The organism is Streptomyces sp. NPDC056128, from assembly GCF_042263835.1.
In the GTDB taxonomy this organism is placed as follows: domain Bacteria; phylum Actinomycetota; class Actinomycetes; order Streptomycetales; family Streptomycetaceae; genus Streptomyces.
Genome location: NZ_JBHJVQ010000010.1, coordinates 1 through 22,012 on the forward strand (window position 1 = coordinate 1; position 22,012 = coordinate 22,012).

Sequence of the window (22,012 nt, forward strand, 5' to 3'; positions counted from 1 at the left end):
AACAAGGACCTCGACAATCCTCATTCTTGCTGGTCAGAGGCACTTTCTGCTTTCCTGCCCGTCTGCCGGACAGCCCGCTTGATGAAAGCGCGAGGCTAGCCAGCGTGCGCAGCCTGCTGGCTGATCCGGCCCATCCTGAGCGCGTTCTTCCTCAGCTGGCCGGCACGGCAATGTGGCTGGCCGCCCTGCGACCGGATGTGACCGATTGGCTGGTGGATACTGATCCCGAGGTATTAATGCAGGCTGACCTGCAGGATTTCACCGATCCTGTACGAGCACAGGTCGCCGAGAAGATCGTGTCGAGGCTTGCCTCGGCTCTGGCTCCGGCGCCGCGCCTCCGTTCCGGCTATGCAGGCTTGCTTCTCCCAGGTCTGGCGTCGCAGCTTGCCAAGTTGCTGGGAAGCGACGAGCCGGCTTGGCGCCAGCAGGAGGTTGCTTTGATCATCCAGGCGACCGGACTGAGGGAACTCGACGGATCTCTTGTGGATCTGCTCGAGGAGTCCGTCACTGGCCGGGAGCGAGAGGAATACGACGATCACGTCCGTACCGCAGAGTGGGCCGGCCGTGCCCTGTGTGGGACTGAGGAAGCGGCCCTCCTGGAACGGGTCAAGCGCCTCGCAACCGACGCCGCCTGCCCGTGGCCGGTGCGGGCTGAGCTGCTACCTGTGCTGTGGCCGCGGCACGTGGACATGGCCTGGCTACTGGAGACGATCGCCGAGGCGGACCGGATGCCGCATAGCCCCATGGGCCGACGGTTCGTGGCCATGCTGGCGCGTCGCACCGCGGCCGGTGAGTGCGGCATCGACGACCTGGATGCGTGGGCCGCGTCCCTTCCCTCCGCTGCGCACGGTGATCCAAGGGTGCGGCGTATGCTCAGCAGCGCCGCGTGGGCTGCTGTCACCACCAGCGCCATCGGCTCTGCCACATGGCAGTCCGGCGGACGGTTGCTGCAGGCGCAGTGGTCCGCCAACTCGGCGCTGCACGGGGTCAGCCCTGAAGAGATCTCGGCGCTGGAGCCGCAGCGACGCCGACACCTGGTCAAGGACCTGCTGCAGGACATTGACTCCGGCCACATGGTGGCAAAACGCCTTCACGACACGGGCCTGCTTAGTGCGGACGATTTCGAGTGGTGGCTGGAGGATCTGCGCAGTACCGATGCGCAGCAGACGACCAGCGTGCCGGCGTTCTTCGCGGTGTATGCGCTGGCTAACACGGTCGATGACGAAGGCGCCGCGAGCGTCATGGCCGCGGCAGAAGCGGCGGAGCCGCGATGGCACGCTTTGGCAGAGCGGTTCACGGCGTCCCGTACCGAGCGGGTTGTGCCCGTTCACGAGGATGCGCGCAACAGCGGATCATGGTCCGCCGATCAGGTGCTGGCGGAGCGGCAATTTGCTTGCATGGTGCAGGGCCTGCAGCATCCTGTGCAGGGGACCCGCTCGTCGGATCCCATTCCAGCTTGGGCGGCACTGACGCCCGCGCAGCACCACATTGTGGCCGAACGAGCCTTGTCATTCTTGTCATCCGGCCCGGACGCTGAGGACGAGGTGAACGCCAGCCTCATCGAAGGCGCCTGCCGCCTGATCACAGCCGTCGACAAGGGCTGGCTCGACCGTGTCCCGGCGGACCACTGGCTGGCATGGCTACCCGGCCTCTGGAACCTGCCCGGCGGCTACACAGTCGTCTCCCAGGCACTTGAACGGGCAACCGCGCATAATGAGGCCGCCACTGTCGACTTCCTCATCCGCAACATGCACCAGGACGCCGCCATTGTCGCCTTCCATCAGCGGCGCATCAAGAGCACGGAGCTCAGCTCCCAAGCCCTGGCGCGCCTGAGCAACGGTGTCTACCCCGCACATACGCTCAGCGGCCTTTTCGACATCGCTGCTACGACGCTGCCTTCTCCCACCGCAGAGTTGGCCCATACTCTCCTGCAGGCAAACGCGCTCACGCCCCCTGAACGAGGCGTCGGCGAGTCGATCCACCGAGACACTGCGGTGACAGCCGGCAGCCGCCTTGCCGCATGCCCCATGACTCCAATACAGTTCGGCGGCCTGCTGACCGTCTTCGAAAACGACCACGCTCTCTCGCGGGACATCATCTACCAGGCCCATCACAACGCCTCCGACGCGTGGTCGACCCTCACCGCGTCCCAGCGCGGGCAGCTCTACCTTTGGGCGTACCAAGCCCTGCCACGGAAACCGGTCGCCTCCGGACGCGTAGTGCGCAGCGATCCCGCCGAGGAGTTCTCCTCCCAGATCCTGCGCCCGCTGACCGAGCATGCCTCGATCGAGCACGCCACGATCCTGGAGGAGCTCGCAGACAAGACCGGCAGCGTGTGGCTGCGCGCCGAAGCTGTCGACATGCGGAACACCATGCGCGCCCAGGAGTGGCGACCGCCATCCGTAGCAGAAGTACGCGAGATGCTGACCAACCCCTCGCGCCGGATCATCGCGTCCAGAGAGCAACTCGCCTGGGTCACGGCCGAAGTCCTGGACGACATCGGCAAGAGCTTGCGTGCCGACCGCGCCCTGCGCGCCCAACTGTGGCACCGCCAGCGCAGAGACAACGTCTGGGTTGGGTATGTGCCGGCAGAAGAACGAGAGGTGTCGACCTGGCTCGCCCGGGAGATACAGCGCAGATTGCGGGAGCGAGCCGCCGTGCTGCGTGAGGTAGAGATCAACCCGCGCCTGGGTGACACACCTGGCGACATCCCCGACCTCCTGGTCGAAGCCCGCACCACCAGTGGCCAATCGCTGACAGTACCTGGCGAGGTGAAGTGCAGCTGGCACAACGAAGTCGTCACCGCCATCGCCGACCAACTCGGCTGGCGTTACCTGAAAGGCCCACTGGGGTCAGCAGGCGTATACATCGCTGTCTACTTCGGCGGCAATGCCTGGAGCGACGACGACAGCCGCCAAGCCAAGTCGGCTCGTAACACACCCGAGCGGCTCCGTAGAGACCTCCACCAACATGCGGCAACGCTAACCGACTGCGGCATCACCGCCCATGTATGCGTGCTCGACGCCTCACTAGACCACGGACCCAACACAGCGGATCCGTAAGGGGCGTGGCCGCTGGAGCGGGTTCCGGGGTGCGAAGACGCTGCCCTTCACATCCGCCATAAGCGCTGTAGTCGGCACGTGTGCGTCTGGCAAGCAAGGAGCCATTTCTCTTGGAGATCGTGTCCTGGTCGATCACCGGCTTGCCCTGGTGCATCAAGTAGCCCAGTGCCGCCTCGGAAAGGAGGATGTTCTTCAGACTCGTCGGCTGCCAGGGGTGGCCGCCTGCCGGCTTCCCGTACATGACGGCCAAGTGGTCGGCGGGCGAACGCTCCCCCACTCGGCTCAGGCGTGCGGCTTCACTACTGGGTGTGATGTTCTCCGGGTCGGCCAGAATGCGGCGGGCGACTGTTCGGATGACAGTCGAGGCCTGGGGATGCAGGGCGACGTGATCGATCTTGCCGCCCATTACGGTCCGTATGTACTGGAATCCGTAGGAGGGCTTTCCCTTCGGGCGTCCCGCTGCCCGCGTCTTCTGCGTAGCGCTGCGGTTTCGGCGCTGGATGGCCCGCAGTTCCATCTGCGCACCCCATGCCTCCATGGTGAAGCGGTTCTCGTCGACCTGGTCGTCCAGGTCCCAAGGACCGTCGTGGCCGTAGGTGACGAGCAGCTTCCCCTCGTCACGCATCTTGTAGCCGGTATTCAGGCAGTCCACGACGTTGCGACCGAGCCGGTCCACGGCTGCAGCCACCAACCCGTCGTACGGGCCCCTCTCATCGCGAAGCCAGGGGCCCAGTTTGGGCCGGGTCATCGGGTCGGTGGCACCCGAGACTTCCCAGTCGTCGGCCCAGCCGATGATGTGCCCCCCGACAGACTCGGCGACGGTCAGCACGTCCTCGCGCTGCCGTTCCGGAGACGACGTGGCGAGCTTCATCCGCGACAGCCGTCGCACGCCGAGCAGGCACTTCCCGCATCCGTCGTAGGGGCGTTCGATCATGTTCAGGTCCGTACCGCGCAAGACTTCTCCGTTCCGAGCACGCAAGGTACGGAGAATCGGCGGCCACACCCAGGACGATCTTGCTCAGCCCAGGAAGCTCAGTCGAACCTGACGGTTGACATTGTCTTTATTGGTGTCCACCAGGCACACCGACTGCCAGGTTCCCAGTTCCAGGCGGCCGTCGATCACCGGCAGGGTCGCGTGCGGGGGTACAAAGGCGGGCAGGACGTGGTCGCGGCCGTGGCCCGGGCTGCCGTGGCGGTGCTGCCAGCGGTCGTCGGCCGGGAGCAGGGTGTGCAGTGCGGCGAGCAGGTCGTCGTCGCTGCCGGCGCCGGTCTCGATGATCGCGATCCCGGCGGTGGCGTGCGGCACGAAGACGTTGAGGAGGCCGTCGCGGCCGGCCGCCGCCTCGCGCAGGAAGGACTCGCAGTCACCGGTGATGTCGGCGACCCGCTCCGCCGAGCCGGTGGCGAGGTTCAGGACGCGGGTGGTGAAGGCATCTGACATGGCACCATCCTGACACCGCGGGAAGATCCGCACCCTCGGCGCCGTTGGTAGAAGCGTGAACTACACGCGCGAGGTCGAGGTCGTCGTCATCGGGGCCGGTCAGGCGGGACTCGCCGCGGCCTATCACCTGCGGCGCACCGGCTTCGAGCCGGAACGCGACTTCGTGGTGCTGGACCACGCTCCCGGCCCCGGGGGCGCCTGGCAGTTCCGCTGGCCGTCACTGACGTACGGCAAGGTGCACGGCATGCACTCGCTGCCGGGCATGGAGCTGACCGGCGCGGATCCGGCGCGGCCGTCCGCCGAGGTGGTGGGCGGGTACTTCGCCGACTACGAGCGGACCTTCGACCTGCGGGTACGGCGGCCCGTCGACGTCCGTGCGGTGCGCGAGGGGACGGGCGGGCGGCTGCTCGTGGAGACCTCGGCCGGGTCCTGGTCCACGCGGGCCCTGATCAACGCGACCGGCACCTGGGACCGGCCCTTCTGGCCGCGCTACCCCGGGCAGGAGACCTTCCGGGGACGGCAGCTGCACACCGCGCACTACGCGGGCCCCGAGGAGTTCGCCGGGCAGCGCGTGGTCGTGGTGGGCGGGGGCGCCTCGGGGACGCAGCATCTGCTGGAGATCGCCCCGTACGCCGCTTCCACCACCTGGGTGACCAGGCGGCCCCCGGTCTTCCGCGAGGGGCCCTTCGACGAGGACGCGGGCCGGGCGGCGGTGGCGCTCGTGGAGGAACGGGTGCGGCAGGGGCTGCCGCCGAAGAGCGTGGTGTCGGTGACGGGGCTGCCGCTGAACGACGCGATCCGGGCCGGGCTGGAGTCGGGTGTGCTGGACCGGCAGCCCATGTTCGACCGGATCACGCCCGAGGGGATCGAGTGGGGCGACGGGCGGCGCGTGGCCGTGGACGTCATCCTGTGGGCGACCGGGTTCCGGCCCGCCATCGATCATCTGCGGCCGCTGCGGCTGCGGGAGGCGGGCGGCGGCATCCGGGTCGAGGGGACGCGCGCGGTCGCCGATCCGCGGGTCCACCTCGTCGGCTACGGGCCGTCGGCCAGCACCATCGGCGCCAACCGGGCGGGACGCTCGGCCGTGCGGGACATCAGGCGACTGCTGGCCGAGGAGGCGCCGGTGGCCGCGTGACGCCCCGCCCGGTCACCCGGCCCCTGCCGCCTTCGAGGCGCTCTCCCGGGCGCGGTTGAACTCGGCGACGCTGCGCTGGTGTTCGGCGTAGTCGGCGGTGAAGCGGGTGTCGCCCGGCTTGACCGTGACGAAGTACAGCCAGTCCCCGGGGGTCGGATTGATCGCGGCGGTCATCGCGACGTCGCCCGGGTTGGCGATGGGCGTGGGCGGCAGGCCCATGCGCTGGTACGAGTTGTAGGGGCTGTCGATCCGGGTGTCCTTGGTGGTGGTGTCCAGCGTGGAACGGCCCAGGGCGTAGTTGATGGTGGAGTCCATCTGGAGCGGCATCCCGCGTTCCAGCCGGTTGAAGACCACCCGGGCCACCTTGCCCATGTCCTCCTTGGCGGCGGCCTCCGCCTGCACGATGCTGGCGATGGTGACGGCCTGATAGACGTTCAGCGCGTTGCGCTGGGCGCCCGCGGCGACCGGCGCGCCGGTGAACTTCTCGTTCGCCGCGTCGACCATGGCCTCCAGCAGCTTCTCCGGCGTCGGGGACTCACCGAGCGGATAGGTGGCCGGGAAGAGATAGCCCTCGGGATTTCCCTCGGCGTCGTTCGGCAGCTTGAGATCGGCCTTGGCCAGGGACTTCTTGGTGGTGCCCGCGGGCAGCTCGAGCGTCTTGTCGACGGCCGCGTAGACCTGCGTGGCCCGCCAGCCCTCGGGGATCACGAGGGAGGTGGGGCGGGACTCGCCCTCCTCGTCCGTAGTCAGCAGTGGCACCGCCACGGCGGTGGCGGCCACGACGGCGCCGGCCGCGATCAGGGCGACACGGCCCCGGCGCGTCAGCCGAATCGTCCTCCTCGGGCTCCTCGGGCTCCTCGGTCTCCTGGTGCTGCTGGCGCTCCTCGCGCGCCTCGCGCTTCGTCGCGGAGTGTTCGTCTGCATGCGGGCACGGTAACCCTGATTTGCGTACAAACCCGGCATATCGTCATCTTGTCGGCTCCAGTCGGGCGTCTCTGCGGACCAGGGCCGCGTAGCGTCCGTCCCGCTCCAGGAGTTCCTCGTGCGTGCCCTGTTCGGCCAAGCGCCCGGAGTCGAGGACGACGATGCGGTCGGCGTCCCGGACGGTGGACAGGCGGTGGGCGATGGTGACCGTGGTGCGGTTGGCGGAGAGCGCGTCGATGGCGTCCTGCACGGCGGCCTCGGTACGGGTGTCCAGCGCGCTGGTCGCCTCGTCGAGGACCAGAACGGGCGGGTCGCGCAGGATGGTGCGGGCGATGGCCAGGCGCTGCTTCTCCCCGCCGGAGAAGCGGTGGCCGCGCTCGCCGACCACCGTGTCGTAGCCGTCGGGCAGGGCGGCGATGTGGTCGTGGATCTGGGCCGCCCGCGCGGCCGCCTCCATTTCGGCGTCGGTGGCGTCCGGCTTGGCGAAGCGCAGGTTCTCGGCGACCGAGGCGTGGAAGAGGTACGTCTCCTGCGAGACCACGCCGATTCCCCGGGCGAGGGTGTCGAAGTCCAGGTCGCGCACGTCGACCCCGTCGAGCGTGACCCGGCCGTCCGTCGCGTCGTACAGGCGCGGCACCAGGTGGCCGAGGGTGGACTTGCCGGCGCCGGTCGGGCCGACGACCGCGAGGCTGCTGCCCGCAGGGACGGTGATGTCAATGCCGTCGAGGACTGCGGAGCCCTTGCCGTCGTAGCGGAACCCGACGTCCTCGAAGCGGACCTCGCCCTTGATGTGGTCGAGGTGGACCGGCTCGTCGCGTTCGGTGATGTCGATCGGCAGGTCGAGGTACTCGAAGATGCGCTGGAAGAGCGCGAGCGAGGCCTGGATCTGGACACCGGTCGACAGCAGGCTCACGGCCGGACGGAACAGGCCCTGCTGGAGCGAGACGAAGGCGACGATCGTGCCGAGGGAGACCTCCGGCCCGCCCAACTGGAGGGCGATGCCGGCGGTCCAGTAGATGACGGCCGGCATGGCGGCCATGACGATCGTGATGACGGCCATCCGCCAGCGGCCCGCCATGTTCGACCGCACTTCGAGGTCGACCAGCCCCTCGGACTCGTCCGCGAAGGCGCGGGTGAGCGAGTCCGAGCGGCCCATGGTGCGGCCGAGCAGGATGCCGCTGACGGAGAGCGACTCGGTGACCGTGGCGGCCATCGCGGCCATCTGCTTCTGGCGCCGGGTGGTGATCTTCCGGCGCTCCTTGCCGACGCGGCGGCTGATCCACACGAACACCGGGAGCAGGAGCAGCGAGACGACGGTGAGGCGCCAGTCGAGGACGACCATGGCGGCGACGGTGGCGACCACGCTGGTGAGGTTGGAGACCAGGGAGGTCGCCGTGGAGGTGACGGTCGCCTGCATGCCGCCGATGTCGTTGGCGATGCGGGACTGGACCTCGCCCGTGCGGGTGCGGGTGAAGAAGGCGAGGGACATCTGCTGGAGCCGGCCGTAGACGGTGGTGCGCAGGTCGTGCATGACGCGCTGGCCCACGGTCGTGGAGATCAGCGTCTGCAGTACGCCGAAGACGCTGGTGAGGACGGCGCCGAGGATCATGCCGAGGGCGAGCAGGCTCAGCAGGCCGGTGCGCCCCTCGGGGATCGCGACATCCAGGATCTCCTTCAGGAGGAAGGGCGTGGCGACCGAGACGAGCGAGGCGGCGCCGACCAGCAGTCCGACGACCGCGAGACGGCCCCGGTAGGGGCGGAACAGCTTCAGGATGCGTCGCACCTGCCGAGGCTGTTCCTCGGCGTCGGCGGGTGCGGTCCAGGCGGACGCGCGGTCGGGTTGCATGGGCTCCTACGGGGGTGTCGGCAGTGGAGGGCCGGCGGATCCCTCGGATCGCCGGCGTTGCGGAGCATAGGGCATTGTTACCTATACTCACAATGAATATCGTCCTGATATTGTTCCCGCATGACCGCCCCCGATCCCGACGGCCTGCTCGCCGAGCAGTTGCTGCGGCTCACCCGCCGGGTGCACCGCATCCAGAAGCGCCACCTGGAGCACCGTGCCCTCGGCATCACGCCGGCCCAGTCCCGACTGCTGCGCACCCTGGCGCACTACGGCTCGCCGCCGCGCATGGCCGACCTGGCCGAGCGCCTTGAGGTGGTGCCCCGGGCCGTGACGACGCTGGTCGACGGGCTGGAGGCGGCCGGGAAGGTGCGCCGTGCCCCGGATCCGGCCAATCGCCGGGTCATCCGGATCGAGCTCACCGACGAGGGACGCACGGCCCTGAGCGAACTGCGCGGCGCCCGCCGCTCGGCCGCGGAGGAGATCCTCGCGCCGCTGTCGGACGAGCAACGCGCGGTGCTCGGCGGTCTGCTGGACACACTGGTCGACGGCCCCGGCTGCGGACCGGACCGGGGCGCCGCCCGGAGCTGAGGCGTTCCCGGGCCCTGTCAGGCCTTCAGGCGAGCCTTGTCCCCCATCACCACCACGGGACGTGCGTCCGGATCCAGCGTGCGCAGCAGGTACTCCATCGCCGGCTTGGGCAGGCTGACACAGGCCGACGTGCCGCTCCCGTGGTCCATGTGCAGCCAGATCCCGCCGCCCTTGGACGCGCCCTGGGGACGGGTCGGATCGTTCGGCGAGGTGCCCTTGACGCGGTTGTAGTCGATGGCGATGACGTAGTCGAAGTCGTGCCAGTACGGCTTCGCCCACCACCGCGGCGCCGCGAAGGACGCGGAACGGGTGTACGGCAGCCCGGTACCCGGGGCGGGATCCGGGTCGGGGAGCACTCCGCCGGCGTCGCTCAGGGTGAAGACGCCTACGGGGCTGCGCTTGTCGTTCTCGCGGTGGTCGGTCGTCCACCCCTTCGTGCCGTTGTGCGCGGCCCAACTGCGGGCGCGGTGCCAGGCGGAGCCCTGCTTCGTGTAGAGCACCACGGTGGCGTCGGCCGAGTCCGGGCCGTCGCCGTACACCGCCACGACCTGCCGGGAACCGGCCGGCACCAGCCGCTGGTACCGGTCGCCGACGCCGGGGAGCCGCGTCGGGTCGGCCGTGGCACTCGCGTGCCCGGCCCCGTCGGCCGGTCCGCTCCCCCGGGCGTCCGCGCCGCCCCCGGAGGGGCCGCCGCAGCCGGCCAGCGCCGCCGCCGTCAGGGATCCCATTGCCGCCATCGCGACCGCCGTACGCCGTGCGCCACCACTTCCCATCGGTCCATGGTCGCACTCGCGTCCACAACCCCGTCCCCAACGCCCGGCGCGAGTACGGCGGAAGCAGCCTGATCCGTGCCCCACCGCGGAAAACCGCTTGATTTTGGGCATGCCGCGACGCGAACCTTTCACGGTTTGCAGCCTCTCGATGCCGTGTGGCAACGGCACCCCCTGACACGAGCCACTGGGACGTCATGCAGATCCAAGACCTTCCGTATCCCGACCCGGGCGTGCCGGACGCACGCTCGGGCTCCCGCTTCCTGTGGTGGCTGTTCCGCAACCAGCTGGGCGGCCAACTCAGGTCACTGGCCTGGGGCCTGCTGCACTTCGCCTCCGTCTCCGCCCTGCCCTTCTGCGTCGGGCTCGCCATCCAGGCCGTCGTCGACCGGTCCGGCACCCGGCTCGCCCTCGCGGGCGGCCTCATGGCACTGTGCTGTGCCGGCAACGCGCTCGGCGACACCTTCCTGCACCGCGCCGCCGTCACCAACTGGATCACCTCAGCGGCCAGAGTCCAGCAACTGCTCGCCCGCAAGGCCGCACTGCTCGGTTCGGCACTGACCCGGCGCGTCGCGGCCGGCGAGGTCGTAGCCGTGTCCACCGGCGATGTCGAGAAGATCGGCTGGTTCGTGGAGGCCGTCTCCCGCTTCACCGCGGCCGCGCTCACCATCGTGCTGGTCTGCGTGGCGCTGGTCGTCTACCAGCCGGCGCTCGGCGTCGTCGTGATCGTGGGCCTGCCGGTGCTGGCCCTCGCGGTACTGCCCCTCCTGCCCCGGGCCACTCAGCGGGCCGACGTCCAGCGCGAGAAGGCCGGCCGGGCCACCGAACTCGCCTCCGACACCGTTGCCGGCCTGCGTGTGCTGCGCGGCATCGGCGGCGAGGCACTCTTCCTCGACCGCTACCGGAGCGCCTCCCAGGAGGTGCGCCACGCGGCCGTGCGCAGCGCACGCATGTGGTCCCTGATCTCCGCGATCCAGGTGCTGCTGCCGGGCCTGCTGCTGATCGCGGTGGTCTGGCACGGCGTCCACCTGGCCCGCGAGGGCCGCATCGGCATCGGCGAACTCGTCACCGTCTACAGCTCCGTCATGCTCCTCACCTACCCGCTGCGGCACTTCGAGGAGATCGCCATGGCGTACTCCTTCTCCAAGCCCTCGGCCAGGCGGGCCGCCCGGGTGCTGGCGCTGGAACGGGTCACGGACACCGCGGGCACGCGCACCGCCGAGATCCCGACCGGCGATCTGTACGACCCGGCCACCGGTCTCCTCGCCCCGTCGGGAAGGTTCACCGCCGTGGTGTGCGGCGACCCGGACACGGCCGGACGCCTGGCGGAACGACTCGGCGGACACCCCTCGGAGGAGGGCACATCGGCCCTGCTGGGCGGGGTGCCGCTCGACGAGCTGCCCCTCGGATCCGCGCGCACGGCCGTGCTGGTGCAGGACAAGGACCCGGTGCTGCTCTCCGGCACCCTCCGCGAACTGCTCGACGTACCCGCCTCCGGCGCGGTGAGCGCGGGGGACGCGCTGGCCGCCGCCCAGTGCGGCGACGTGCTGGCCGCGCTCGCGCAGGGCTCGCTCGATGTGGAGGACCCCCTGGACGCTCGCATCACCGAGCGGGGCCGCTCGCTGTCGGGCGGCCAGCGCCAGCGGCTCGCACTGGCCCGGTCCCTGATCACGGACCCGGAGGCGCTCGTCCTGGACGAACCGACCTCCGCCGTCGACTCGCACACCGAGGCGCGGATCGCGGAGGGCGTACGAGAGCTGCGCGCGGGGCGCACCACGGTGGTGTTCACCTCGTCGCCACTGCTGCTGGACCGCGCGGACCGGACCGTGTTCCTGCACGAGGGCGAGGTCGCCGCGACCGGCACGCACCGGGACCTGCTGCACACCGAGCCGCGGTACCGGGCGGTGGTGACCCGCGAGACCGACGAGGAGACCACGGCCCGCACGGACGTGCCTCCGGTCGGCGGGCGCACGGCCGGCGGCCGCCCGGCGAAGACCCCGGACGACGACGTCCTGGGCGAGGACGACGTACTGCGCCGGGACGGCGACGTACTGCACCGACTGGAAGAGATCGAGGAGACGGCATGATCGGCGTCGCACCACCGTCGTACGACCCGGCGGCCCCCACGACGGCGAACACCCTCCCCGTCGGCGCGCCCGCGACCGTCCGCGCCTACACGGGCGAACTGCTGCGCCGGCACCGCCGGGCGTTCCTGCTCCTCGTCACCGTCAACACCGTCGCCGTGATCGCCTCGATGGCGGGCCCCTACCTGCTGGGCGGGCTCGTGGAACGGGTGTCGGACGGCGCCCGCGAGCTGCATCTCGGCCTCACGGCCACGTTCTTCGTGCTCGCGCTCGCCGTGCAGGCGCTGTTCGTGCGCGAGGTGCGGCTGCGCGGGGCCATGCTCGGCGAACGGATGCTGGCCGATCTGCGCGAGGACTTCCTCGTGCGGTCGGTCGGCCTGCCGCCCGGCGTGCTGGAACGGGCCGGTACCGGGGATCTGCTCTCCCGGATCACCACGGACATCGACCGGCTCGCCAACGCCATGCGCGAGGCGGTGCCCCAGCTGGCGATCGGCGCCGTGTGGGTGGTGCTGCTGCTCGGCGGACTGGTGGTCACCGCTCCGCCGCTGGCACCGGTGGTGCTGATCGCGGTGCCGCTTCTGGTGATCGGCTGCCGCTGGTACTTCCGGCGGGCGCCCTCCGCCTACCGGTCCGAGGCCGCCGGGTACGCCGCGGTGGCCGCCGCGCTCGCCGAGACGGTGGACGCCGGACGCACCGTCGAGTCGCACCGTCTGGACGCCCGGCGCATCGAGCTGTCGGAGCAGCGGATCAGGGAGTGGACGGCCTGGGAGCGCTACACGCTCTGGCTGCGGTCGGTGCTCTTCCCGGTCATCAACGTCACCCATGTGACCGTGCTCGCCTCCGTCCTGCTGATCGGCGGTGTGTTCGTGCTGCAGGGCTGGATCGGGGTCGGTCAGATGACCACGGCCGCCCTGATCGCGCAGATGCTGGTCGACCCGGTCGGCCTCATCCTGCGCTGGTACGACGAGCTCCAGGTGGCCCAGGTCTCCCTGGCCCGGCTGGTGGGCGTGCGGGACATCGAGCCGGACGCCGGTGACGGCGCCCTGTCCCCCGAGGGACGGGACGTGCACGCCGACCGCGTGCACTTCGGCTACGTCGAGGGCGTGGACGTCCTGCGCAAGGTGTCGCTGGAGGTCGCCCCCGGTACACGGCTCGCCCTGGTCGGGCCCTCGGGCGCCGGCAAGTCCACACTGGGCAGGCTGCTCGCCGGCATCTACGGTCCGCGTGACGGCCGGATCACCCTGGGTGGCGCCGAGCTGTCCCGGATGTCCGCGGAGCGGGTCCGCTCCCACGTCGCCCTTGTCAACCAGGAGCACCACGTCTTCGTGGGCTCCCTGCGCGACAACCTCCGGCTGGCCAGGACCGGTGCCACCGACGCCGAGCTGTGGGCGGCGCTGGGCGCGGTCGACGCGGACGACTGGTCCCGCGCACTCGACGACGGCCTGGACACCGAGGTCGGCTCGGGCGGCTTCGCTCTCACTCCCGCGCAGGCCCAGCAGATCGCCCTGGCCCGGCTGGTGCTGGCCGACCCGCACACCCTGGTGCTGGACGAGGCGACGTCGCTGCTCGACCCGCGGGCCGCACGTCATCTCGAACGGTCCCTGGCCCGGGTCCTGGACGGTCGCACGGTGATCGCGATCGCCCACCGGCTGCACACCGCACACGACGCGGACGTCATCGCCGTGGTCGAGAACGGCAGGATCAGCGAGCTTGGCAGCCACGACGAGCTGGTAGCGGCGGACGGGGCCTACGCGGCACTGTGGCGGTCCTGGCACGGGTGAGCCCGGGGCGCCCTCCGGGGGTGGGGGCGGAATTCGGGATCGGGTTCGGGTGCGGTCGGGCACGGACATCGCTCCGGCCCGGTCGGCCCCTGCCGGTGCCGGACGGCAGCCCATCGGTGCCGGACGCCAGTCCATCGGCCCTGGACCGCAGCTCACCCGTGCCGGACCACGCGGCCGCGGGCCGGCCCGGAGCGAGGGTGGCGGACGGGGCGGCGATGTGACGAGGAACGGGGGGGACAGGGAGGGCGGGCACCCTGGCGGGGCCCGTGCCGTTGCGCGGTCCCGAACCGGAGTGGAAGGCTGGGGGTAGGCACCGGCTCGAGGTGAGCCCGGGGACCGTGCGGTTCCGCGACGGGCGAGGCTTGTGCCCCGTGCAGCGGCGGCCCGCCGCGGTGCGCGGCGAGAAGGGGCCGGTCCCCACCCCCTGGAGGTACCCGTGAACAGCGCCGACGGATGGGGAGACGACGTCTACCAGCCGGACGGATCCGAGCAGCGGGAGGACACCGGGCTGCTCGACAGCGAGGACACGCTCGAGAACGACGGTGTGGGCGATCCCCTCGATCGCGGCTGGTCCCCGCCGGAGCGCCCCTGGGCGGTGGAGCACACCGGCGTGACGGCAGCCGAACGTCACGAGGGCGAGACCCTCGACCAGCGGCTCGCCGAGGAGCGGCCCGACGTGCTCGCACCCGAGGGCGACGGGCTGGGGGACGCCGACGGCACCGACGGAGAACTGCTGGACGGCGAGGTGGGCGCCGACCGTTCCGGCCGGCTCGTGGCACCTGACGAGGGGGCGCACGAGGACGAGGAGCCGGCGCTGGTGGCCCTGGACGTGGGCATCGACGGCGCGGCCGCCTCCGCCGAGGAGGCCGCGATGCACGTCGTCGACGAGGACTCGCTGCCCGGCTGACACCACCCGGGGCGGCACATCCGCGTCGTCCGCTCCATGATCCGCGCGGTACGAGGAGCAGCCATGCAGCAGGACAAGCACCCCGAGTACCGGCCCGTGGTCTTCCGCGACCGCAGTGCCGGATACGCCTTCCTCACCCGGTCCACCGCGACCAGCGACCAGACCATCGCGTGGGACGACGGCGAGACCTACCCGGTGGTGGAGGTGGAGATCTCCTCGGAGAGCCACCCCTTCTACACGGGCAAGGCGCGAACGGTGGACTCGGAGGGGCGGGTGGCCCGCTTCGAGCGGCGTTACGGCGACGAGGGGCCAGGCGCCGGGGCCTCCGGCTGAGGTGACAGGGCCCGCTTGCCTCAGATGAAGTTGAGGGCCGACGCGCAGCCCACTCCCCCGAGCAGCATGAACGCCGGCATGAGCACCTTCAGCTCCACCCAGCTCCCCGCCCGGAATCGCATGGGCTTCGGCGGCCCGATCGGGTACCAGCGCTTCCGGCCCACCGGTATCGGCCAGAGTATGGGGCAGCCCGAGACGGTCAGCGCGTCCCCGATGTCGTGCACCAGCGCGCCGAGGACGACCGGCAGCCCCAGCCACAGGTACTCCTGGCCAGGCGCGGTGAACAGCCAGTCCGCGCCACCGTCCGGCTTGTCCAGTATCCCGGCGATGATCCACGCGCTCGTCCCGGCCAGCAGCCAGACCAGCACGTCGCTGCTGGATCCCCGGGTGGCCCGCCACAGCAGACCCTCGATGGCCAGCACCATGTGCACGAAGAGGATCGCCAGGACCGCCCAGCGGCCACCCGTGATGGCCAGCACCGACGTGCCCGCGCCGATCAGGACGGCCCACAGCCAGGTGTGCGTGAGCGTGCGGTGACCGCCCGAGCGACGCGGATCGGCCGGCTTCTTCGTGGCCTTGTAGACGGCATACGACAACTTGTCCACGATCTCGCACAGCCCCCGGGAGAGCGGCCCGAAGGCCCGGGAGATGGTGGCCGCCTTGTGGTCGAGGTCCGGGGCCAGCGCCGCGCCCGCACAGATCAGGGCCCCGGCGAGCAGCACCGGCCAGGGCATCGGGTGTCCCGCGGCGGCGGCCGCCGCCCCGACGCCGAGCCATGCCGCGGCTCCCGAGAGTGAGTGTGCTGGTCCCATCATCGCCGTTGCCCGCCCCATTCCTCGTGTGCCGCTGTGCAGTTGTCCGGGTCCACTGATGCCTCGTCGGCGACCCAGCGTAGCGTTCGTGATCTTCATGCGGACAGCCGATTCCCCCATCGCGACGCGGGGCAGGCAAGATGGGGGCGTGACCCTCATCGATCAGCTGCCGCGGACCGCCGACCCCGATGCCCTGTACGAAGCCTTCGAGGCGTGGGCCCAGGAGCGCGGTCTCACGCTCTACCCCCATCAGGAGGAGGCGCTGATCGAGGTGGTCTCCGGGGCGAACGTGATCGTCTCGACGCCCACCGGCTCCGGCAAGAGCATGATCGCGGCGGGCGCCCACTTCGCGGCGCTGGCGCGGGACGAGGTCACCTTCTACACGGCTCCGATCAAGGCGCTGGTGTCGGAGAAGTTCTTCGAGCTGTGCAAGATCTTCGGTACCGAGAACGTCGGCATGCTGACCGGCGACGCGTCCGTGAACGCGGACGCGCCCGTCATCTGCTGCACCGCCGAGGTCCTGGCGTCGATCGCGCTGCGTGACGGGAAGCACGCGGACATCGGCCAGGTCGTCATGGACGAGTTCCACTTCTACGCGGAGCCGGACCGCGGCTGGGCCTGGCAGATTCCGCTGCTGGAACTGGAGCAGGCCCAGTTCGTCCTGATGTCGGCGACCCTCGGCGACGTCTCCTTCTTCGAGAAGGACCTGGCCCGCCGCACCGGCCGGCCCACCGCGGTGGTCCGCTCGGCCACCCGCCCGGTGCCGCTCTCCTACGAGTACCGCTACACCCCGCTGACCGAGACGCTCACCGATCTGCTGGCCGCCCGGCAGGCGCCCGTCTACATCGTGCACTTCACGCAGGCGCAGGCCGTGGAGCGGGCGCAGGCGCTGATGAGCATCAACATGTGCACGCGTGAGGAGAAGGAACGGATCGCCGACCTGATCGGCAACTTCCGCTTCACCACGAAGTTCGGCCGCAATCTCTCCCGCTACGTCCGGCACGGCATCGGCGTCCACCACGCCGGCATGCTGCCCAAGTACCGGCGGCTGGTGGAGAAGCTCGCGCAGGCCGGCCTGCTGAAGGTGATCTGCGGGACGGACACCCTGGGCGTGGGCGTCAACGTCCCCATCCGGACGGTGCTGTTCACGGCGCTGACCAAGTACGACGGCACCCGGGTGCGCACGCTGCGGGCCCGGGAGTTCCACCAGATCGCGGGCCGGGCGGGCCGTGCCGGGTTCGACACGGAGGGTTTCGTCGTCGCCCAGGCGCCGGAGCACGTCGTCGAGAACGAGAAGGCGCTCGCCAAGGCCGGTGAGGACCCGAAGAAGCGGCGGAAGGTCGTCCGCAAAAAGGCTCCCGAGGGCTTCGTGGCCTGGTCGGAGAGCACGTTCGACAAGCTCATCGGCTCCGATCCGGAGCCGCTGATGTCCCGGTTCCGGGTCACGCACACCATGCTGCTGTCGGTGATCGCCCGCCCGGGAGACGCCTTCGCCGCGATGCGGCACCTGCTGGAGGACAACCACGAGCCGCGCAAGCAGCAGCTGAGGCACATCCGGCGGGCCATCGCCATCTACCGCTCGCTGCTGGACGGCGGCATCGTCGAGAAGCTCGACCGGCCGGACGCGGAGGGGCGCGACGTGCGCCTCACGGTGGACCTGCAGCAGGACTTCGCGCTGAACCAGCCGCTGTCCACGTTCGCCCTGGCGGCCTTCGAGCTGCTGGACCCGGAATCGCCGTCGTACGCGCTGGACATGGTGTCCGTCGTGGAGTCCACGTTGGACGACCCGCGGCAGATCCTCGCCGCCCAGCAGAACAAGGCGCGCGGTGAGGCCGTGGCCGCGATGAAGGCCGACGGTGTCGAGTACGAGGAGCGCATGGAGCGCCTCCAGGACATCACGTACCCGAAGCCGCTGGAGGAGCTGCTCTTCCACGCCTACGACACGTACCGCAGGAGCCACCCCTGGGTCGGTGACCATCCGCTGTCGCCCAAGTCGGTCATCCGTGACATGTACGAGCGGGCGCTGACGTTCACGGAGCTGGTCTCCCACTACGAACTGGCCCGCACCGAGGGCATCGTGCTGCGCTACCTGGCGAGCGCCTACAAGGCCCTCGACCACACCGTCCCGGACGACCTGAAGTCCGAGGACCTGCAGGACCTCATCGAGTGGCTCGGCGAGATGGTGCGCCAGGTCGACTCCAGCCTGCTGGACGAGTGGGAACAACTCGCCAACCCGGAGGAGATGACCGCCGAGGAGGCGCAGGAGAAGGCCGATCAGGTGCGGCCGGTCACCGCCAATGCGCGGGCCTTCCGGGTGCTGGTCCGCAATGCCATGTTCCGCCGGGTCGAACTCGCCGCCCTCGACCATGTCGACGAGCTGGGCGAGATGGACGCCGAGGCGGGCTGGGACGCGGACGCGTGGGGCGAGGCGATGGACAAGTACTGGGACGAGTACGACGACCTCGGCACCGGTCCCGACGCCCGCGGCCCCAAGCTGCTGGTGATCGAGGAGGAGCCGCAGAACGGTCTGTGGCGCGTGCGGCAGATCTTCGACGACCCGAACGACGACCACGACTGGGGCATCAGCGCTCAGGTCGACCTCACGGCCTCCGACGCGGAGGGCCGGGCTGTCGTCAGCGTCACCGATGTCGGCCAGCTGTGAGCACAGGAGAAACCCACCGATGACGAATCCGGCCGAGAGCCTCGTCGCCCTGCTCGACCTGGAGCAGATCGAGGTCAACATCTTCCGTGGCCGCAGCCCCGAGGAGTCGCTGCAGCGGGTCTTCGGCGGACAGGTGGCCGGCCAGGCGCTGGTCGCGGCCGGCCGCACCACGGACGGCGACCGCCCGGTGCACTCGCTGCACGCGTACTTCCTGCGTCCTGGACGTCCGGGCGTGCCGATCGTGTACCAGGTCGAACGGGACAGGGACGGACGGTCCTTCACGACCCGTCGGGTCACCGCCGTACAGCAGGGCCGCACGATCTTCACGCTCACCGCCTCCTTTCACAAGCCTGAACAGGGGAGTTTCGAGCACCAGCTGCCACCGGCCCGCGAGGTCCCGCACCCGGAGTCGCTGCCGACGGTGGCCGACGAGGTGCGGGAGCACCTGGGCGCGCTGCCCGAGCAGTTGGAGCGGATGGCCCGCCGTCAGCCCTTCGACATCCGCTACGTCGACCGCCTGCGCTGGAGCGCCGAGGAGGTCAAGGGCGCCGAGCCGCGCAGTGCGGTGTGGATGCGGGCGGTCGGGCCGCTCGGCGACGACCCGCTCGTGCACACCTGCGCACTGACCTACGCCAGCGACATGACCCTGCTGGACGCCGTACGCATCCCGGTGGAACCGCTGTGGGGTCCCAGGGGCTTCGACATGGCGTCGCTGGACCACGCCATGTGGTTCCACCGGCCGTTCCGCGCGGACGAGTGGTTCCTGTACGACCAGGAGTCCCCGATCGCGACCGGCGGCCGGGGCCTGGCGCGCGGGCGGATCTACGACACCGAGGGACGCATGCTGGTGTCCGTCGTCCAGGAGGGGCTCTTCCGGGCCCTCTAGGTCATCGGGCGGGCCATGGGGTCACGCGTCTCTGCGCCACAGCCTGCCGAGGAGACCACGCAGCCGCCCGGGCTCCTCAGTGTCGTCCGGCGTGGACTCCGGTCCCGGCGGGACCGGAGCGGCGCGCAGAGCCGGGCCGGGCGCGGGGCGCTGGTCGCGGGCGGCTGCCACCGCGTCCGCCAGGTCCGCGCGCAACCAGTCGATCTCGTCCGGGTCCGCCGCCGTCATGATCTCCTCGGCGAGCTGTGCGGCGGGGGAACCGGGCGAGCCGTTGGCCGGCCGCACGGGGTGGAACCGGCGCAGGTACGAGCGCTCGTAGGGATCCCTGACGACCCCGGCGACCTCGACCGCGTCGAGCAGCGACGCCACGGCCGCCGCCCGGGCCCAGGGGTCGTCGGCCTGGCGGAGCAGGAATCCCAGGTGCCGCCCCCTCCAGTTGCGGGGGCGCAGGTCCAGCCCCTCCACCAGCTGGCCCCGCAGCCCCTCGGGTGTGCGGCCCTTGAGCAGTGAGGCGTTGCGCTCGTCGGCGGCGAACTGCCGCAGTTCGTCGGCGAGGTACAGCCAGACGACGGCTCGATACCGGTTGACGTAGAACTTGACGGGGACCAGCAGCCCCAGCCGTGCGAGGCGGGTGAACCGGGCCTTGGTCACGTCCATGAGGGCCGCGCCCTCCGTGGTCCCCACGGTCCGGACGCCCGCCCTCAAGGTCTCGGGGAAACCGTCCGCCGCCCGGATCCGCTCGATCTCGTCGCGGGTGACGCGCCCGCCGCCTCCTCCGTCGTCGGGTACGGTGCGGATGCGGCCGAGGTGGACGGCGAGGTCGAACTCGCCGCGCTTGAGGCCCAGTACTCGTGCCGCGCGCCCCGGCGCGAGAGGGGCGTCGCGGGTACTGCCGGTCTGCTCGGTGGCCGCTGAGAATTCGCGCGTGACGGTGTTGCTGGACATGCTCGTCTCCCCCGTGGAGTGTTCGGCCGGCACCGTGCGTGCCCGCCTGACACGAAAAACCGTAGCCGCTGCGACGGCATCCGCGTCCGGCCTGTGGAAAACTCCGCCGCCCACCCCACGACGGCATTGAATATGCAGGTCAGAGGTCTGTGGGCGATATTCGTCCCGGCTGCCGTGCGTCGACGTCGAGGTGCTCGCCGACCCGGTTCACGAGCAGCGTCATCTCGTACGCGATCTGCCCGATGTCGACCTCGGCCCCGCTGAGCACGCACAGGCAGCTGCCCGAGCCCGCCGCCGTCACGAACAGCACGGCGTCGTCGAACTCGACCATCGTCTGCCGCACCTGACCGGCACCGAAGTGCCGACCCGAGCCCTTGGCCAGGCTGTGCAGCCCGGACGAGACGGCCGCGAGGTGTTCGGCGTCCTCGCGTCGCAGTCCCGTACTGGCTCCGGTCACCAGCCCGTCGTTGGACAGGACCAGCGCGTGCCGGACGTGCTCGACGCGCGCGGTCAGGTCGTCCAGCAGCCAGCCGAGTCCCTGGTTCTGCACCATTGATCCGAACTCCCCGTGTCGTCCCCGTATGCCTTGCCTCCCCCTGGCCGGGGGATCTGTCCGCCAGCCTTCCCCACGCCCGTGCTCCGGGCAAGGAGGATGGGGTGCATGGCACAGAAGATGACCGATGAGGAATGGCGGGCGTTCGTCTCGGACGGCACCCGCACCGGAAAGCTCTCGACCGTCCGGGCGGACGGCAGTCCGCATGTGGCGCCGATCTGGTTCCTGCTGGACGGGGACGACATCGTGTTCAACACCGGCAAGGACACGGTGAAGGGGCGCAATCTGGCCCGCGACGGACGGATCGCCCTGTGCGTGGACGACGACCGGCCGCCGTTCCACTTCGTGGTGCTGCAGGGACGTGCCCGGATCTCGGAAGACCTCGACGAACTCCGGCACTGGGCCGGCCGCATCGGGGCGCGGTACATGGGTGAGGAACGCGCCGAGGAGTTCGGGGCGCGCAACGGCGTCCCGGGCGAACTCCTCGTCCGTGTAGCCGTGGACAAGGTCCTCGCCCAGAAGTCCGTCGCGGACTGAGGCACGTCAGCGCACGGAGTCGAGCAGCCGGGCGGTGTGCATCCGCCCGGCGTACTCGACGAGCCGGATCAGGACCTCCTTGCCCGAGTCGCGGTCCCGGGCGTCGCACAGCACCACGGGCGTTCCGGAGTCCAGGTCGAGGGCGCGCAGTACGTCCTGGGCCTCGTGTCGGCGTGCTCCGGTGAAGCAGTTGACCGCCACCACGAACGGGATGTGCCGGTGCTCGAAGTAGTCGACCGCCGGGAAGCAGTCCGCCAGCCGCCGGGTGTCCGCGAGGACGACGGCCCCGAGCGCGCCCTGCGACAACTCGTCCCAGAGGAACCAGAAGCGGTCCTGCCCCGGTGTGCCGAAGAGGTAGAGGGAGAGGCCGGACCGGATGGTGATGCGCCCGAAGTCCATCGCGACGGTGGTGGTGACCTTGCGGTCGATGCCGCCGGTGTCGTCCACCAACCGACCGGCCTCGCTGAGCAGTTCTTCCGTGCGCAGCGGCCTGATCTCGCTGACCGCGCCCACCAGGGTGGTCTTGCCCACGCCGAACCCTCCGGCGACAAGGATCTTCAGCGCCAGCGCGGCCGACTCGCCGTCCGTGGCGTCGGAGTGTGCGGTGTGCGCGGTGTGTCCGGCATGTTCGGCGTGTTCGGCGTGTTCGGCGTGTTCGGCGTGTTCGGCGTGTTCGGCGTGTTCGGCGTGTTCGGCGTGTTCGGCGTGTTCGGAGACCATTGATCACTTCTCTCGGTCCGGGTGGT

Annotated in this window: 19 protein-coding genes; 10 read left to right on the forward strand and 9 right to left on the reverse strand. The window is 70.5% G+C overall.

Going from position 1 to position 22,012, the window contains the following annotated elements; all coding sequences use genetic code 11:
• The first annotated feature begins 104 nt into the window (after positions 1-104).
• Positions 105-3,062: a hypothetical protein gene (locus ACFC1X_RS20355; protein WP_376355542.1), complete on the forward strand. Its 2,958-nt coding sequence runs from the start codon at positions 105-107 to the stop codon at positions 3,060-3,062.
• On the opposite strand, the gene ACFC1X_RS20360 is transcribed toward ACFC1X_RS20355, so the two are convergent.
• Together ACFC1X_RS20360 and ACFC1X_RS20365 are read right to left on the reverse strand one after the other, a co-directional pair.
• Positions 2,998-3,996: a recombinase family protein gene (locus ACFC1X_RS20360; RefSeq protein ID WP_376355544.1), complete on the reverse strand. Its 999-nt coding sequence runs from the start codon at positions 3,994-3,996 to the stop codon at positions 2,998-3,000. The two genes, ACFC1X_RS20355 and ACFC1X_RS20360, sit on opposite strands and share 65 nt — an antisense overlap.
• An 84-nt stretch (positions 3,997-4,080) precedes the next feature.
• The gene (locus ACFC1X_RS20365; protein ID WP_376355546.1) at positions 4,081-4,503 is read right to left on the reverse strand and encodes a secondary thiamine-phosphate synthase enzyme YjbQ; all 423 of its coding nucleotides are present in this window, start codon (positions 4,501-4,503) and stop codon (positions 4,081-4,083) included.
• 55 nt (positions 4,504-4,558) lie between these two features.
• Between ACFC1X_RS20365 and ACFC1X_RS20370 the strand changes: the two genes are divergently transcribed.
• A complete protein-coding gene (locus ACFC1X_RS20370; RefSeq protein WP_376355548.1) occupies positions 4,559-5,638 on the forward strand; it encodes an NAD(P)-binding domain-containing protein in 1,080 nt (359 codons plus the stop codon).
• A 12-nt stretch (positions 5,639-5,650) separates the two neighbouring features.
• Here ACFC1X_RS20370 and mltG read toward each other — a convergent pair whose 3' ends face one another.
• Positions 5,651-6,403: an endolytic transglycosylase MltG gene (gene mltG / locus ACFC1X_RS20375; protein ID WP_376355904.1), complete on the reverse strand. Its 753-nt coding sequence runs from the start codon at positions 6,401-6,403 to the stop codon at positions 5,651-5,653.
• 202 nt (positions 6,404-6,605) lie between these two features.
• Positions 6,606-8,408 (reverse strand): ABC transporter ATP-binding protein, encoded by a 1,803-nt coding sequence (locus ACFC1X_RS20380; protein WP_376355550.1) that lies wholly within the window; start codon positions 8,406-8,408, stop codon positions 6,606-6,608.
• Positions 8,409-8,528: 120 nt separating this feature from the next.
• On the opposite strand from ACFC1X_RS20380, the gene ACFC1X_RS20385 reads away from it, so the two are divergent.
• Entirely contained in the window at positions 8,529-8,996 is a 468-nt protein-coding gene (locus tag ACFC1X_RS20385) for a MarR family winged helix-turn-helix transcriptional regulator (RefSeq protein WP_376355552.1), read from the forward strand.
• Between the two features lie 17 nt (positions 8,997-9,013).
• Here ACFC1X_RS20385 and ACFC1X_RS20390 read toward each other — a convergent pair whose 3' ends face one another.
• Positions 9,014-9,769: a L,D-transpeptidase family protein gene (locus ACFC1X_RS20390; RefSeq protein ID WP_376355554.1), complete on the reverse strand. Its 756-nt coding sequence runs from the start codon at positions 9,767-9,769 to the stop codon at positions 9,014-9,016.
• A 194-nt stretch (positions 9,770-9,963) separates the two neighbouring features.
• On the opposite strand from ACFC1X_RS20390, the gene ACFC1X_RS20395 reads away from it, so the two are divergent.
• From ACFC1X_RS20395 to ACFC1X_RS20410, 4 genes are all read left to right on the forward strand, one after another.
• The gene (locus tag ACFC1X_RS20395; protein WP_376355556.1) at positions 9,964-11,853 is read left to right on the forward strand and encodes an ABC transporter ATP-binding protein; all 1,890 of its coding nucleotides are present in this window, start codon (positions 9,964-9,966) and stop codon (positions 11,851-11,853) included.
• On the forward strand, positions 11,850-13,631 hold the full coding sequence (locus ACFC1X_RS20400; protein WP_376355558.1) for an ABC transporter ATP-binding protein: 1,782 nt from the start codon (positions 11,850-11,852) through the stop codon (positions 13,629-13,631). The genes ACFC1X_RS20395 and ACFC1X_RS20400 overlap by 4 nt, the downstream gene beginning before the upstream one ends.
• Before the next feature lie 436 nt (positions 13,632-14,067).
• Positions 14,068-14,538 carry a DUF5709 domain-containing protein gene (locus tag ACFC1X_RS20405; RefSeq protein ID WP_161328255.1) on the forward strand — a complete coding sequence of 157 codons (471 nt, stop codon included), beginning with the start codon at positions 14,068-14,070 and terminating at the stop codon, positions 14,536-14,538.
• A gap of 63 nt (positions 14,539-14,601) precedes the next feature.
• Positions 14,602-14,871: a type B 50S ribosomal protein L31 gene (locus ACFC1X_RS20410; RefSeq protein WP_376355560.1), complete on the forward strand. Its 270-nt coding sequence runs from the start codon at positions 14,602-14,604 to the stop codon at positions 14,869-14,871.
• A gap of 20 nt (positions 14,872-14,891) precedes the next feature.
• Here the strand turns inward: ACFC1X_RS20410 and ACFC1X_RS20415 are convergent, their stop codons facing one another.
• The gene (locus tag ACFC1X_RS20415; RefSeq protein WP_352153590.1) at positions 14,892-15,686 is read right to left on the reverse strand and encodes a metal-dependent hydrolase; all 795 of its coding nucleotides are present in this window, start codon (positions 15,684-15,686) and stop codon (positions 14,892-14,894) included.
• A gap of 145 nt (positions 15,687-15,831) precedes the next feature.
• Between ACFC1X_RS20415 and ACFC1X_RS20420 the strand changes: the two genes are divergently transcribed.
• Both ACFC1X_RS20420 and ACFC1X_RS20425 read left to right on the forward strand, forming a co-directional pair.
• Entirely contained in the window at positions 15,832-18,345 is a 2,514-nt protein-coding gene (locus ACFC1X_RS20420) for a DEAD/DEAH box helicase (RefSeq protein ID WP_376355562.1), read from the forward strand.
• A gap of 19 nt (positions 18,346-18,364) precedes the next feature.
• Positions 18,365-19,231 carry an acyl-CoA thioesterase II gene (locus ACFC1X_RS20425; RefSeq protein ID WP_234957471.1) on the forward strand — a complete coding sequence of 289 codons (867 nt, stop codon included), beginning with the start codon at positions 18,365-18,367 and terminating at the stop codon, positions 19,229-19,231.
• A 21-nt stretch (positions 19,232-19,252) separates the two neighbouring features.
• On the opposite strand, the gene ACFC1X_RS20430 is transcribed toward ACFC1X_RS20425, so the two are convergent.
• Positions 19,253-20,176, reverse strand: coding sequence for a DUF6397 family protein (locus ACFC1X_RS20430; RefSeq protein WP_376355564.1), 924 nt, complete (start codon positions 20,174-20,176; stop codon positions 19,253-19,255).
• A gap of 139 nt (positions 20,177-20,315) precedes the next feature.
• Positions 20,316-20,729, reverse strand: a complete 414-nt coding sequence (locus ACFC1X_RS20435; protein ID WP_122620844.1) for a roadblock/LC7 domain-containing protein — start codon at positions 20,727-20,729, stop codon at positions 20,316-20,318.
• Positions 20,730-20,837: 108 nt separating this feature from the next.
• Between ACFC1X_RS20435 and ACFC1X_RS20440 the strand changes: the two genes are divergently transcribed.
• Entirely contained in the window at positions 20,838-21,266 is a 429-nt protein-coding gene (locus tag ACFC1X_RS20440; protein ID WP_161328261.1) for a PPOX class F420-dependent oxidoreductase, read from the forward strand.
• 6 nt (positions 21,267-21,272) lie between these two features.
• On the opposite strand, the gene ACFC1X_RS20445 is transcribed toward ACFC1X_RS20440, so the two are convergent.
• Positions 21,273-21,986, reverse strand: coding sequence for an ATP/GTP-binding protein (locus tag ACFC1X_RS20445; RefSeq protein WP_376355567.1), 714 nt, complete (start codon positions 21,984-21,986; stop codon positions 21,273-21,275).
• Positions 21,987-22,012 lie beyond the last annotated feature (26 nt).

What these genes read in the sequence shown, in the direction of transcription:
- ACFC1X_RS20440 (WP_161328261.1), top strand. Translation starts at nt 20,838, where the DNA reads ATGGCACAGAAGATGACCGATGAGGAATGGCGGGCGTTCGTCTCGGAC.
- ACFC1X_RS20400 (WP_376355558.1), top strand. Translation starts at nt 11,850, where the DNA reads ATGATCGGCGTCGCACCACCGTCGTACGACCCGGCGGCCCCCACGACG.
- ACFC1X_RS20435 (WP_122620844.1), bottom strand. Translation starts at nt 20,729, where the DNA reads ATGGTGCAGAACCAGGGACTCGGCTGGCTGCTGGACGACCTGACCGCG.
- ACFC1X_RS20395 (WP_376355556.1), top strand. Translation starts at nt 9,964, where the DNA reads ATGCAGATCCAAGACCTTCCGTATCCCGACCCGGGCGTGCCGGACGCA.
- ACFC1X_RS20385 (WP_376355552.1), top strand. Translation starts at nt 8,529, where the DNA reads ATGACCGCCCCCGATCCCGACGGCCTGCTCGCCGAGCAGTTGCTGCGG.
- ACFC1X_RS20425 (WP_234957471.1), top strand. Translation starts at nt 18,365, where the DNA reads ATGACGAATCCGGCCGAGAGCCTCGTCGCCCTGCTCGACCTGGAGCAG.
- ACFC1X_RS20415 (WP_352153590.1), bottom strand. Translation starts at nt 15,686, where the DNA reads ATGATGGGACCAGCACACTCACTCTCGGGAGCCGCGGCATGGCTCGGC.
- ACFC1X_RS20430 (WP_376355564.1), bottom strand. Translation starts at nt 20,176, where the DNA reads ATGTCCAGCAACACCGTCACGCGCGAATTCTCAGCGGCCACCGAGCAG.
- ACFC1X_RS20380 (WP_376355550.1), bottom strand. Translation starts at nt 8,408, where the DNA reads ATGCAACCCGACCGCGCGTCCGCCTGGACCGCACCCGCCGACGCCGAG.
- ACFC1X_RS20360 (WP_376355544.1), bottom strand. Translation starts at nt 3,996, where the DNA reads ATGATCGAACGCCCCTACGACGGATGCGGGAAGTGCCTGCTCGGCGTG.
- ACFC1X_RS20410 (WP_376355560.1), top strand. Translation starts at nt 14,602, where the DNA reads ATGCAGCAGGACAAGCACCCCGAGTACCGGCCCGTGGTCTTCCGCGAC.
- ACFC1X_RS20365 (WP_376355546.1), bottom strand. Translation starts at nt 4,503, where the DNA reads ATGTCAGATGCCTTCACCACCCGCGTCCTGAACCTCGCCACCGGCTCG.
- ACFC1X_RS20390 (WP_376355554.1), bottom strand. Translation starts at nt 9,769, where the DNA reads ATGGGAAGTGGTGGCGCACGGCGTACGGCGGTCGCGATGGCGGCAATG.
- ACFC1X_RS20445 (WP_376355567.1), bottom strand. Translation starts at nt 21,986, where the DNA reads ATGGTCTCCGAACACGCCGAACACGCCGAACACGCCGAACACGCCGAA.